The 12884-nt window shown below is 60.0% G+C and carries 11 protein-coding genes; 8 read left to right on the top strand and 3 right to left on the bottom strand.

Annotated elements, in window-relative coordinates:
- Positions 1–313 precede the first annotated feature (313 nt).
- Together HOC_RS00290 and HOC_RS00285 are read left to right on the top strand one after the other, a co-directional pair.
- On the top strand, positions 314–706 hold the full coding sequence (locus tag HOC_RS00290; protein ID WP_206741514.1) for a PRC-barrel domain-containing protein: 393 nt from the start codon (positions 314–316) through the stop codon (positions 704–706).
- A 79-nt stretch (positions 707–785) separates the two neighbouring features.
- Positions 786–1058, top strand: coding sequence for a hypothetical protein (locus HOC_RS00285; RefSeq protein ID WP_035534606.1), 273 nt, complete (start codon positions 786–788; stop codon positions 1056–1058).
- Between the two features lie 3 nt (positions 1059–1061).
- Here the strand turns inward: HOC_RS00285 and HOC_RS00280 are convergent, their stop codons facing one another.
- Positions 1062–1631: a tetratricopeptide repeat protein gene (locus tag HOC_RS00280; protein WP_035534603.1), complete on the bottom strand. Its 570-nt coding sequence runs from the start codon at positions 1629–1631 to the stop codon at positions 1062–1064.
- 508 nt (positions 1632–2139) lie between these two features.
- Between HOC_RS00280 and mgtE the strand changes: the two genes are divergently transcribed.
- The 3 genes from mgtE (at position 2140) to HOC_RS00260 (ending at position 6073) form a co-directional block, all read left to right on the top strand.
- On the top strand, positions 2140–3522 hold the full coding sequence (gene mgtE, locus HOC_RS00270) for a magnesium transporter (RefSeq protein ID WP_035534599.1): 1383 nt from the start codon (positions 2140–2142) through the stop codon (positions 3520–3522).
- A gap of 108 nt (positions 3523–3630) precedes the next feature.
- The gene (locus HOC_RS20870; protein ID WP_051624373.1) at positions 3631–4854 is read left to right on the top strand and encodes a lysozyme; all 1224 of its coding nucleotides are present in this window, start codon (positions 3631–3633) and stop codon (positions 4852–4854) included.
- Between the two features lie 46 nt (positions 4855–4900).
- Positions 4901–6073 carry an isovaleryl-CoA dehydrogenase gene (locus HOC_RS00260; RefSeq protein ID WP_035534598.1) on the top strand — a complete coding sequence of 391 codons (1173 nt, stop codon included), beginning with the start codon at positions 4901–4903 and terminating at the stop codon, positions 6071–6073.
- Here the strand turns inward: HOC_RS00260 and HOC_RS20865 are convergent.
- On the bottom strand, positions 6070–8058 hold the full coding sequence (locus HOC_RS20865; protein WP_051624372.1) for an ATP-binding protein: 1989 nt from the start codon (positions 8056–8058) through the stop codon (positions 6070–6072). The two genes, HOC_RS00260 and HOC_RS20865, sit on opposite strands and share 4 nt — an antisense overlap.
- A gap of 107 nt (positions 8059–8165) precedes the next feature.
- Entirely contained in the window at positions 8166–9962 is a 1797-nt protein-coding gene (locus HOC_RS00250; RefSeq protein WP_051624371.1) for a patatin-like phospholipase family protein, read from the bottom strand.
- A 117-nt stretch (positions 9963–10079) separates the two neighbouring features.
- On the opposite strand from HOC_RS00250, the gene HOC_RS00245 reads away from it, so the two are divergent.
- From HOC_RS00245 to HOC_RS00235, 3 genes are all read left to right on the top strand, one after another.
- Entirely contained in the window at positions 10080–11687 is a 1608-nt protein-coding gene (locus HOC_RS00245; RefSeq protein WP_035534596.1) for a carboxyl transferase domain-containing protein, read from the top strand.
- A 107-nt stretch (positions 11688–11794) separates the two neighbouring features.
- Positions 11795–12106 (top strand): EF-hand domain-containing protein, encoded by a 312-nt coding sequence (locus tag HOC_RS00240; RefSeq protein ID WP_035534594.1) that lies wholly within the window; start codon positions 11795–11797, stop codon positions 12104–12106.
- A 168-nt stretch (positions 12107–12274) separates the two neighbouring features.
- Entirely contained in the window at positions 12275–12859 is a 585-nt protein-coding gene (locus tag HOC_RS00235) for an NAD(P)H-dependent oxidoreductase (RefSeq protein ID WP_035534592.1), read from the top strand.
- The last annotated feature ends 25 nt before the right edge of the window (positions 12860–12884 follow it).

Below are 12884 nucleotides of genomic sequence, written 5' to 3'. Positions count from 1 at the left end.
GCGAGGCCGGTAAAGACCATAGCGCAAGCGGCACGGATGTTACCGGTCGATATTACATGGCGCAGGCTAGCGAGGTTTCCGCCTCTCCGAAGGGTGGCAGTAAATGACTGTTGGGGGGAGGACGTTCGTTTCATGCAGTTTAGAACTGCCGATGTGCGTTTTGGTTCCCGCAGATTAACCGACCACTCAGCATCTTTTTAAGCGTCGGCGCAGGGTGTGGAAATTTCGCGGAAATCAGGGAACGCTAATCGCCGTCATCTGTTGATTCACCAAGGGGTTATAATCCCGAACCCAAATGAATGGAGAGGAAAGCATGACTGATACAATGACACGCCCATCCACCCAATCGAACAATGCGCTGATTAGCTCGGCCCGCGTTGAAGGCACGCACGTCTATAACGCGCAGGGCGAAAAGCTCGGTACCGTCGACGCCATCATGATCGACAAATACGAAGGCAAGGTCGCCTACGCCGTCATGTCGTTCGGCGGGTTCCTTGGAATCGGTGAGCAATATCACCCGCTGCCATGGCAATCACTGGACTATGACGAGCGCAAGGACGGCTATGTCGTCAACATGACGACAGAAGAGCTTAAGTCCGCGCCGACATTGGGCAAAGACGAGTACGACCGCCTGAAGGATCGCATCTATGGCGCGGCAATTTACTCCCACTATGGCCATACGCCATACTGGATTCCGATCGCCTAGGATCCCATACAGGTAGATCCGGGGCCGATGCCATTTGCATCGGCCCCTTTTGCATCGCAATGTTTTGCAGGAGGACGCCATGACCGAGATGCTTGATGCCACACTAGAGGGCCGCTTGCTGGCCCAGCGCCAGATTCTCGCTGAACTGCTTGCGGCCTGTGACCGGGCCGGCGGGCCGCTATCAGACTGGGTCAGGGCTTTCGTCGCTGACGACTATGGTCCGAAGGACTATGCAGAAGACCCCGGCGCCGTGCCGAATGCGGCATTCGCGGTGGAAAACATAATTGCTGAGGAGAAGCGGATGCTGGCGTCTGAAACCCAGCGCATCCTCGATGCCGATGCGCGTGGCTAACGGTCACTCGACCTGAGCGATCTTGAAATACTGAAGCATGTCACGGGCGGCCACATAGTCTGGCTTTATGGCGGTCGCCGTTTTTAGGTCTTCATAGGCAAGGGCGATGTCATTGCGTGCCCAGTGGGCCAGGGCGCGATTGTAGTACGCGACATGCTGGCGCTTGGAGCTAACTGTCTGGGGATATGAAAGTACGTCAATTGCCTCATCAAATCGGCCAAGACGGACAAGCACAGCGCCGAGATTGATGGCAATATCCGGCGATGCGGTTGCGCTGGCATTTGCATCTTGCAGATGCGATAGCGCGGTGTCCAGGTTACCCTGCCTCATCAGGATGATACCCGTATTGGCAAGCGTGGCTGCACGGGTGGCAGGTGATAGCGCCTCGTCATTAAGTGCAGCCTCGCAGAGATGCAGGACAGTGTCCGAGTTCTCGTCCGGAACAGCGACACGCTGGGCGCATGTCTCAGCCTGGTTCTGTCCGTAATGATAGATGATCGCTTGCGCATTGGCGGCCGGCACGGATGCGGCGACGACGAAGACTGCGATAGGGAAGAAGCCGAGGATTTTCATCTACTAAGCCTTTCTGTGAGTGCATATACACTATATGGGGTGCGCAAGGGCGCACTGGTGAGAAAAAGCCCCGTCCGGCGATGGGCCAGACGGGGAAGTTGCATGCCGGTAAACGGAGGGCTGGCTGACAGCTTGGGTCGACACGACACACAGAATGAGATTAAAGTGTATATACACTTTAATCTCATTGTCAATGTGAATTTTGCCCGAAGACAATGCAAATAAGTGTTCCGTTGATGCGCCCTCAGAAAACTGCAAATGGACGAAATAGGGTGGTTCCTTCAAAATCTCCCCATGTCCTGCTGCCCGTGAATGGTCTGCCTAAGTCTAAGGGGGCTCGCCCGCTGTGGCGGAAGGCACAGGGCCGTATAGAGGAAGTGCTTGGCGAGGCGAAGCCGCGGTATCTCTCCGCTGCTCTCTTTCTGATACGGCAAGAGATCATCGTCGAAGCCTGATCCGCTCATGACTCCGCTTGCCGAAACGCATTAAGCCCGGCAAGAACAGCGCCATGACGGACACTTCGCAAACCACGCCTCCGGCGCCGGACGCTGCCGAGATTGATGCGGCCCTGCTGGCGGACATGTCGGATGCCGTTGAAGAACGGGACGTCCGCTGGCTGGCCCGCACGCTGCAGCGCATGCACCCGGCCGATGCCGCCGATGCGCTGGAACAATTGCCGTATGACACGTTCGAGGAAGCTGTTGAGCTACTCGGCGGAGAGCTCCCGCCGGACATCCTGATCGAGCTGCGCGATTCCTATCGCGAAGGCGCCGTTGATGTTCTGCCGGACCACGCGGTCGTCAACGCGCTCGACGAGCTTGATTCCGATGATGCGACCACAATTCTAGACGACCTTGAGGATGATCGCCGTGAGCGCATCCTTGAAGATCTTGCTCCCATTGACCGGGCCCAGCTGGAGCGCGGCCTCTCCTATGATGAAGAGACCGCCGGCCGCCTCATGCAGACAGAATTTGTGGCCTTGCCCGAATTCTGGACCGTCGGTCATTCCATCGACCATGCCCGAAAGCTGGGAACGGAACTGCCGGAAGTTTTCTACGAGGTTTATGTCACCGACCCCGCCCACCGCCTGATTGGCGTTGTGTCGCTGGCCACGCTGCTGAGGACGCACCGCGAAGCACAATTGTCGGACATCATGGAAGACCCCATGTCCAACATCACGACCGATATGGATCAGGAGGAGGTCGCCTACCAGTTCCAGAAATACTCGCTGGCTTCCGCCCCGGTAAAGGATGCTGCCGGTCGCCTCGTCGGGATGATCACGGTCGATGATATGGTGGACGTCATCCAGTCTGAAAACACGGAAGACCTTCTCTCTCTTCTCAACGTCAGCTCGGCCGACGGTTCGGACAGTGTCTGGGACACGGTGAAGGCGCGTGCGCCCTGGCTCGCGGTGAATCTTTTTACGGCCTTCATTGCATCCGCCATCATCTCCATCTTCGAGGGCACGATTGAGCAGCTTGTCGCGCTGGCCGTGCTCATGCCGGTTGTCGCGGCACTCGGTGGCAATGCCGGCAGCCAGGGCCTCGCAGTTGCCGTTCGCGCCATCGCCGAGCGCGAGCTGGACGGTCCAGCCGCACGCCGCGCCGTTTTGCGTGAATTCCTTAGCGGTACGGTTAACGGGGTTATCTTCGCCATTGGTGTCGGCATCATCGCCTTCCTCTGGTTCCATCAGGTCAAGCTGGCCCTTGTGATCGCCGTCTCCATGCTGGCCACGTTCATGTGGGCAGGGCTGTCGGGTATTCTCGTTCCGCTGAGCCTAAAGCGTCTTGGGGCCGACCCTGCCGTGGCCTCGTCCGTCTTCGTTCTGACGCTGACAGACGTGATGGCTTTCTTCAGTTTCCTGGGCCTCGCGACCCTCGTTTTGCTGTAATTTGGGGTGTTTCTGAGCAGTGATTTCGCCGCGCAGGCGAACAGGCGCGCCATTTGCAGAGTGGCGCGATAGTAAAAGTCCAATTGTATCAATACGGGAGCCATCGGAATGGCCCGGCCAATGCGAACGTCTCGACAAGGTCTCGAGCTCATCAAGAGCTTTGAGGGTTTCCGTGCGCGCGCGGCCCAGTTGCCAACGGGCATATGGATCATCGGATACGGGCATACCCAGTCGGCCCGCAGAGGCCTGACGGTTAATTCTCAGGACGCCGAACTCCTTCTGCGCCACCATGATTTGCTCGCCGTCGAGCAGGCGATTGTCGACCGTGTTTTGGCCCCGCTGAGCCAGAACGAGTTCGATGCGCTGGTCTCTTTCGTGTTCAATATTGGCATAGAGGCCTTCATAGCTTCCGATGTGCTGGCCCATCTCAACAGTGGCGACCGGCTGCAAGCCGCCGACGCGCTGAGCTTCTGGCGCAAGGGCCAGGTTGAGGGCGAAATGCGGGTCATTGATGCGCTTGTCCGTCGTCGGGCCTCTGAAAAGGCCATGTTCCTTGAGCACCCGTCGGGCCGCGCCTCCGTGCCATCAGCACTAGTTACGCCCATGCTGGATATCGCTGCATCGCTGATGACACCGCGCGAGCGGGCCGTCATCGTTGAAACCCGAGTTGACGGCGACCGCGCGACCGCCGCCAAGGCCAAGCCTGCCAGCAATTCTCCGCAAGCCGCCGCCCGCGCCGTCAACGAGCGCCTGACGCGGATATTGGGTGAGAACGCAACGCTCGCATCGGGCCAGACGCCGCCCGTCGCTGACAATGACAGTTCCCATGACGGTCCCAGCATTGACGAAATCACTCGCGCAGTTTCCGCGCTGGCAGATCCGCTCGGCGTTGATGAGCCGTCCAGTGTGATTGACGTGGCCAAGGGGCCACCGGAAGGCATCGAACGGCGACGCACGCCGCGTCCGCCGTCATATGAATCGCCCCTTGAATTTGGCGGCGGCATGCTGCCACCGGCAGAACCGATCCTCGTGGATGACCTCGAGCAGGTCCGCATCAGCGATGAAGAGATCGAGCGCCGTCTCGCCGAGAATGACAATTATCACGACGATACCTGGTATGAGGTCATGCGCGAAGGCTGGCCTTTTGCGCTGCTTGCAGGGCTTGGCATTATCGGTTTCCTGATCGGCATCGACCGCTTCTTCCGCGAGGCCTACAAGCTGGCCGGGCGCACGTCGGATATCTATATCGGGCCGCTGCTGGCGCTTGGCAGCGGGGTTATCCTCGTGATTTCCGCTTATTATCTCATGCGTGTCCTTGTGCGTCGCACCTGACGCATTTTCCGCTGACAGGCAGGGCAGGCCCTGCTAGTCAGGCAGCATGATCCCGAACACATATCCCACCCTGAACTTCGATCTCGGCGAAACCGCCGATATGATTCGCGAAACCGTGGCAAGCTTTGCCCAGGCCGAGATCGCGCCCCGCGCTGCGGAAATCGATAAGACCGACACGTTTCCGCGCGACCTGCTGCCCAAGATGGGCGAGCTTGGCCTGCTCGGCATCACGGTCGAGGAGGAATGGGGCGGCACAGGCCTTGGCTATCTCGAGCATGTCGTGGCGATGGAGGAAATCTCGCGCGCGTCTGCATCGGTTGGGCTCTCCTACGGTGCCCACTCGAATCTTTGCGTCAACCAGCTGCGCCGCTGGGGCACTGACGACCAGAAGGCGCGCTACCTGCCGAAACTGATCTCAGGCGAGCATCTCGGCGCCTTGGCCATGAGCGAGAGCGGCGCAGGCTCGGACGTGATTTCCATGAAACTGCGCGCCGATAAGAAGGGCGACCGCTATGTGCTAAACGGCACCAAGATGTGGATCACCAATTCGCCGGATGCCGACACGCTGGTTGTGTACGCGAAGACCGATCCGCAAGGCGGCTCCAAGGGCATCACGGCCTTCCTGATTGAGCGGGGCTTCAAGGGTTATTCTGTGGCCCAGAAGCTGGACAAGCTGGGCATGCGCGGGTCCGAGACGGGCGAACTTGTGTTCGACAATTGCGAAGTGCCGGAAGAGAACGTCATGGGCCCGGTGGGCGCTGGCGCACGTATCCTGATGAGCGGGCTCGATTATGAGCGCGCGGTGCTGTCAGCAGGCCCTACGGGCATTATGCAGGCCTGTATGGATGTAGTTATTCCCTACATTCACGACCGCAAACAGTTCGGCCAGTCGATTGGCGAGTTCCAGCTGATCCAGGGCAAGCTCGCCGACATGTACGTTCAGATGAATGCGGCCAAGGCCTATGTCTATGCCGTCGCCAAGGCTTGCGACCGGGGCGAGACCGCCCGCAAGGACGCTGCAGGCGCCATCCTCTACGCGGCTGAAACGGCCACGAAGCTCGCCCTTGATGCCATCCAGATTCTTGGTGGTAACGGCTATATCAACGAATATCCGACTGGCCGCCTGCTGCGCGATGCCAAGCTTTACGAGATTGGTGCGGGCACGAGCGAGATCCGCCGCTGGCTGATCGGCCGGGAATTGTTCGGCGAGACAGCCTAGGCGCTGCGCCTGTCCGGATTTGGCCGCGCTGCGGCAAGGCATGATTCCATAACGGTGAGGATCGAGCGCTGGTCAATCGGCTTTGAGACATAGCCATTGAAGCCTCGCGCGATATATTTCTCACGGTCACCGCGCATGGAATCGGCGGTGAGGGCGATCACAGGAGCACTTGCATTCGGGCCATCGCCGGCACGCAGACGGTCCAGCGCGCGTTGGCCGTCCAGCTCAGGCATGTTTATATCCATCAGCACAAGGTCGAAAAATTCATTGCCAAGCCTCATGAGCGCTTGCAGGCCATCACATGCTTCATGAACTTCATAATCGTTCTGCTCAAGGAATGACCGCGCGACACGGCGGTTGATGGCGTTGTCATCCACGACAAGTACGCTGGGTGCGACGCGGCCATCCTCCAGCGAGGCTTTTCTGGTTATTCCGAGATCGGTGTCTCGGGCAGGTTTTGGAACGGAGATGGGCCTCTCCTGTCTCACGATCTGGCTCTCGAGCGTCAAGGTAAAGATGGATCCCTTGTTCAGCTCGCTGGCGACAGTGATGTCGCCGCCCATCATGCGAGCGAGCTTTCGTGAAATGGGTAGGCCGAGGCCGCTACCCCCATATTTTCGCGTGGTGGATCCGTCGGCTTGAACAAAGGATTCGAATATCTGCGCCACCTTTTCGTGTGGGATTCCACATCCGTTGTCAGAAACGTGGATCGTGATCCGCGATGTGTCTTCGCCCCGTGTTTCAGCAGTTGCAACGATGAGGATGTCGCCATTTTCCGTGAACTTCACGGCATTTGAGATCAGGTTTCCCACACATTGCCGCAGACGCACTGTGTCGAGCATGAGGAGTGCTGGCACGCTGGGGTCGACGACGAGCCGCAGGTTGATGCCCTTCTCTTGCGCGACAGGCTCATAGAGTTTGCAGACGCGGTTAAGCTTGTGTCGCAGGTCCGCCTCGACAAAGGAAAGCTCCATTCGACCCGCTTCAATTTTGGACAGATCCAGTATGTCATTCAAGATCGCCAGGAGCGATTGACCCGATTCCAGGATAATGCTGACCTGTTCGGCTTGGGCCGTTGTCAGCTCTCCTCCCGTGAGGACCTGCGCCATACCAAGAATGCCATTCAGCGGCGTACGCAATTCATGGCTCATATTGGCCAGGAATTCCGATTTCAGCTGCGTGGCATGCTCCGCCCGCTGGAGCGCCGTGGCGAGGTCATGGGCGAGCTTGCGATCTGCGCGGACATCGCGGGCATGCGAGATGAAGATGCGCTCGCCGCGCACCTCGGAGTAGAGGCTCGTCAAGGCGGTTGAGACGATGATTTCTTCACCGGACTTGCCGATGAGCGTCACGTCCATGATCTCCTGTTCGATCTTGCCGCCCCACATTTTCGTGCCGGCTTTGACCACGGCCTCATGATCTTCGCGGCGCATGATAACCTGGCTTGATTTTCCCTCCAGCTCTCCGGGCGCGTAACCAAGCAGGTCGTACAGGGCCTGATTTGCATAGATGATGCGGCTGGTTTCCGTTGTCAGCGTGATCGCCTGCACGGCATGGTCAAAGGCCGAGCGAAACATCTCCAGCCAGTCATTGGCCTGATCGCGCGCATGAACGAGATCGGTTATTTCAACCGAGCAGATTACGCATCCGTCGCCTTTTGGCATTATGGAGTAGCGAACAACGGTGCCTTCGAGGTGCTTCAGGCGTCCGTGCGGCGTTGGTGTGCGACTGCTATTGAACAATTCGCGTGGCTGGCCCGTCTCTATGCAGAGAACAGCGTCAGAAAACATGTCGGATTCACGATAGGCGGGGTCGATGTCGCACACGCGCTGGCCGACGATCGACCCACCTTCGGGTAACACAACCCGGTTGGACATCTCATTGGCATAGACCCAGATGAAATCCACGATCTGGCCCTGATCGTCCCGGACTGGCGCTAACTCGACAATCGTCAATGGCAATATGTCGACGATGGTATCGTCCATCTCAGTCTTCCTCCGCAGGGCGCCAGGCGGCATCTTTGCCTCTATAGCGTATGCAGAATGGCCTGATCTCGGTTAACGGGGCGTTTCAGAGCTTAGGTGGATACGGATCATTCAGTGCAGCACTTTTCCTTGATATCGCTGGTCTCGAGCACTTTCTTGGCAGCGTCATACCCGGCCTCGACAGTGGCGTCATAGGCCTCCCAGTCTCGCAGTTCTGTGTCGATCAGATCCGGCAGGATTAGCACATCGGTCATATCGCGGCCAAACGTGCGGTCTGCCCGGATGGTTGCCGCACGCATCAACAGGCCGGCAATTGGCGGGGCCGCCGAGAACCCGTTACCCAGAACCCAGCGGAAGAAGTTGGGTGGGTTGATGAATTCTTCCACATCCAGCCCCTCAGCCTGTTGCGTCACGTCGCAGCCGACCACAAAGCCCCGGTGCATTTCGCGCATCACATCAACCGGGAAATTGTTCAGTACGGCGCCATCGACCAGCACATCATGACCGTCCACCACTGGCGGCAGGATGCCTGGCAAAGAGATAGTCGCGCGAAGGGCCTCACGCAGGAGCCCGGTGCGATGCAGTCGCAACGTGCCAGTCGTCAGATTGGTCGAGGTGGCAAAGAAGGGAACGTCCAGGTCGCAGATTTCCGCCTCGCCGAAATGCTCTTTCAGGCGCGCATTCACGCGTGCGCCTTTGACCATGCCGACAACGGGCAGGTTATAGTCCCCCAACGGATTGGTCTCGACAAAGGCCTTGCGGATGCGCCGGTCGATCTCGTCATTATCCCAGCCCATGGCGACACAGGCTGCGATAACCGCGCCCATGGATGAACCGCCGACAAAGTCGATTGGTATGCCAGCCTCACGGATGGCGCGCACCATGCCGATATGGGAATAAGCCCGTGCCCCGCCGCCTGACATCACCACCCCGACAGACCTGCCTGACATGACACGCGCCAGCCGCGCGCAACTTGGTCCCTGTACGCCGGTCCAGTGGAAAACCCGGCTGCCACCAGACGCATCGAGCCACTCGACCGGACGGGCCGCACGGCGTTCATTGCCGTGATGGAGCAGCACGACGTCGACCAGTTTCAGGGCAAGTGCCGGGGAGTCTTCTGTCGGCATGAGCGGAATGGAGGGCCGCGCATCGGCGCGCGCCATGACCCATATCCGGTCTGCCTGCCGGATCGACAGCCTGAACCAGGTATTGTCGCCGATGGTCGAGATCAGGATTACGACATCATGGCGCAGTTCGAGATCGTCAAAGAAGGCTGCTGGTTTTTCGTCGCCTTCGGCTTCGGCGATAATGACGGACGTCTTGCCGGCGCGCGACAGGCTGTCAGCGAGGGCCTTGGCCCGCAGGCTCAAATCTATCGTGGGCGATGTACCGACCAGTGTGAAAACCTTTGGCGCGGCCCGTGTCGAGCGCTGACCCGCCTTGCCGAGGCGGCGCAGGATCACGCGGATCATGGCCTCCAGCAGTTCAGGCTCGGCCTTCACCATGCGCTGCCAGCCCTTGCGGGTGATCGCGATCACTTCGGAATCGCGTATCGCGTAAACAGAGCCGGTATGCGGCGCATTTTCCGGCGAGCCGTCGCCGTCGACATCGAGCCCACCCAGGAACAGCGCCATCTCCCCGCAGGGCTCACCAGCGCGGATATGGCCAATGAACTCGCTTGCGCCTTCCGGGCCTTCGTGGAACGCGCCGAGCGTGCCGGAGAGCACAAAATAGATCGAATCGGCCGGCTCGCCCGTTTTGAACAGGGCGCCGCCCGCAGGCAGTGAATACCATTGGGCCTCTTTGCCTGCCGCTTTCATGGCGCGCGCCGGTACATCCTTCAGGAACGGGATGTTCTTAAGGGCCGGGGTGATGTCGATGCTCATAGGTTTGAAGATGCCCATTCCAGAAGGTCCTTCCAAGTGGGAACCCTACCTGAACTCTCTCAATATTGGGTTACAGTCGCGTGACAGCGGCCTGCGCCCTCGTTAAGCAGGCTTCAGGCCCTTGAGGGAGGCATCATGCCCGTACTGAAATCGAGTCTCGACGTTGCCGGTGCGGGCTTTGCCCGCAATCGCGCCGCCATGCAGGCCCTGCTGGATGAACTCGCTGAAAAGACCGCTGCTGCGGCGCTTGGCGGGCCTGAAGCGTCCCGGCAGCGCCACACAGAGCGCGGCAAACTGCTGCCACGTGAGCGTGTCGAGCGGCTGGTCGATCCGGGCAGCCCCTTCCTTGAGATCGGCGCACTGGCAGCCGATGGCATGTATGATGGCGAGGCGCCCGGGGCTGGCATCATTACGGGCGTTGGCCGCATCGAGGGCCGCGAATGCATGATCGTCTGCAATGATGCCACCGTCAAAGGCGGCACGTATTACCCGCTGACGGTCAAGAAACACCTCCGCGCGCAGGAGATTGCGCTCGAAAATCGCCTGCCATGCATCTATCTTGTGGACTCAGGTGGCGCAAACCTGCCGCACCAGTCCGAAATCTTCCCGGACCGCGAGCATTTCGGTCGCATCTTCTACAATCAGGCCCAGATGAGCGCGAAGGGCATCCCCCAGATCGCCGCCGTCATGGGCAGCTGCACCGCTGGGGGCGCCTATGTGCCCGCTATGAGCGACGAGACGATCATCGTGCGCAAGCAGGGCACCATCTTCCTCGGCGGCCCGCCGCTGGTGAAGGCGGCCACCGGTGAAGTCATCTCGGCTGAGGATCTCGGCGGCGCTGACGTCCATGCGCGCCAGTCGGGCGTGGCGGACCATTACGCCGCCCACGACTCCCACGCCCTTGCAATCGTGCGCTCGATTATCCGCACGCTGGCCACGCCAAAGCCCCAGCCTTTCGAACTGACCGCACCTGCCGAACCCCTCTACGACCCCTCTGAACTCCACGGCCTCGTCCCGCCGGACCTGAAGGAAACCTATGATGCCCGCGAAGTCATCGCGCGCCTGGTCGACGGTTCCGAATTCCACGAGTTCAAGAAACTCTATGGCGAAACCCTGGTCTGCGGCTTTGCCCGGCTCTACGGCATGCCCGTTGCAATCCTGGCCAATAATGGCATCCTGTTTTCCGAGAGTGCCCAGAAGGCCGCCCATTTCATAGAACTGGCCGATCAGCGCCGCATCCCGCTGGTCTTCCTGCAGAATCTCACCGGCTTCATGGTCGGCTCGAAATACGAGGCCGGCGGCATCGCCAAGGATGGTGCCAAGATGGTCACCGCCGTTGCCACCGCCAGCGTGCCGAAGTTCACCGTCGTCACCGGCGGCAGCTTCGGGGCGGGCAATTACGGCATGTGCGGCCGCGCCTATTCGCCCCGCTTCCTCTTCATGTGGCCGAATGCGCGCATCTCGGTGATGGGCGGCGAACAGGCCGCCTCCGTGCTCGCCACGGTTAAGCGCGAGGGCATCGAGCGCAAGGGCGGCGAGTGGCCAGCGCAGGAAGAAGAAGCCTTCAAACAGCCGATCCGCGATCTCTACGAGACCGAAGGCAACCCCTATTTCTCCACCGCGCGCCTCTGGGACGACGGCATCATCGACCCCGCCGACACGCGCCGCGTCCTCGGCCTCGCCCTCTCCGCCAGCCTCAACGCCCCGTTCCCGGAGCGTGGCTTTGGCGTATTCAGGATGTAAACATTACATCTTGTTCGTGAACGGCTTTTCACGCCCCATTAATGCCACATTGTGACAAGGTCAGCCTGTCGCAACCATTGCGGCAGGCATGAAAAGGAGAGGCGGCCATGGTGCGACGTGCGAATTTCCTTCTGGCGGCGGCGATGATGACGGCCCTCATCGGCCATGCCGACCAGCTACCCGATTTTTCCCTGTTCGATGTCGATGATGACGGCCTGATTTCGGAGGATGAATACGTCTCCCAGCAGACCGGCAGCCGCAAGGCATCCGAATCTGAGGCCATCGCCAAATTCACCCGGCTCGATCTCGATCAGAACCATACCGTTTCCGAAGAAGAGCTCCTGCGCGCCGTACAGGCCTGGCGCGGCGAGACAGATGAGACATCCGTGTCAGCAACCGATCTGGCGAACAGTCAGTAATTGCGCCCGACATGGAAGGGGAGAGGGCCTGTCCCCTGGCAGGCCCTCTTTGCATTCATAAGGGTGCCTTGAATCTAACGGGCCTCTGTCTAGGGGCAAGTCCGTATGGGCCCGCATCTTTGCACCTGCCAGACTGGCGCCTCAGGATCATCTTGAGGACGTTCACCCATGACCCGCATCTGCATCATCGACGGCCACCCCGACCCGGCCCCGCACCATCTCATTCACGCCCTGTGCGATGCCTATGCCGAAGGGGCGGCGCAGGAAGACCACGCCGTCTCGCGCATCAACGTGGGGAGTCTCGATTTCGGTTTCCTCAGCACACCGGACGATTTTGCTACGCCGCCACCTGAGCCCATGCTGAGCGAACGCCGGAAAATCGCCGACGCTGATCATCTGCTGATCGCCTTTCCGCTCTGGCTCGGCGGCATGCCGGCCAAGCTGCGCGCCTTCTTCGAACAGGCGGCGCGGGCAGAATTCTTCCTCGCCGCATCCGACAGCGCCCATAAATGGCCCATGCAGATGATGAAGGGCAAATCCGCCCGCACTGTCATTAGCATGGGCATGCCAGGTCTCGTCTACCGGTTTGGCATGGATGCCGGCGCCCTGCGCGCACTCGAGCGCGGCGTCCTCGGCCTGTCCGGCTTCGGCCCGCTGCACCACACCATTCTCGGCGGGGCCGGTGAGGTCGATGAGGCCAAGTTCAAGCGCTGGTGCACCGACATGCGCATCTTCGGTCGCGAGGCTGTCTGAACGGCGCTTGCAGGTGCTTGTGAAG

Origin of the sequence: Hyphomonas oceanitis SCH89, assembly GCF_000685295.1 — a bacterium.
GTDB lineage: Bacteria > Pseudomonadota > Alphaproteobacteria > Caulobacterales > Hyphomonadaceae > Hyphomonas > Hyphomonas oceanitis.
This window is presented reverse-complemented; position numbering and strand designations above follow the sequence as displayed.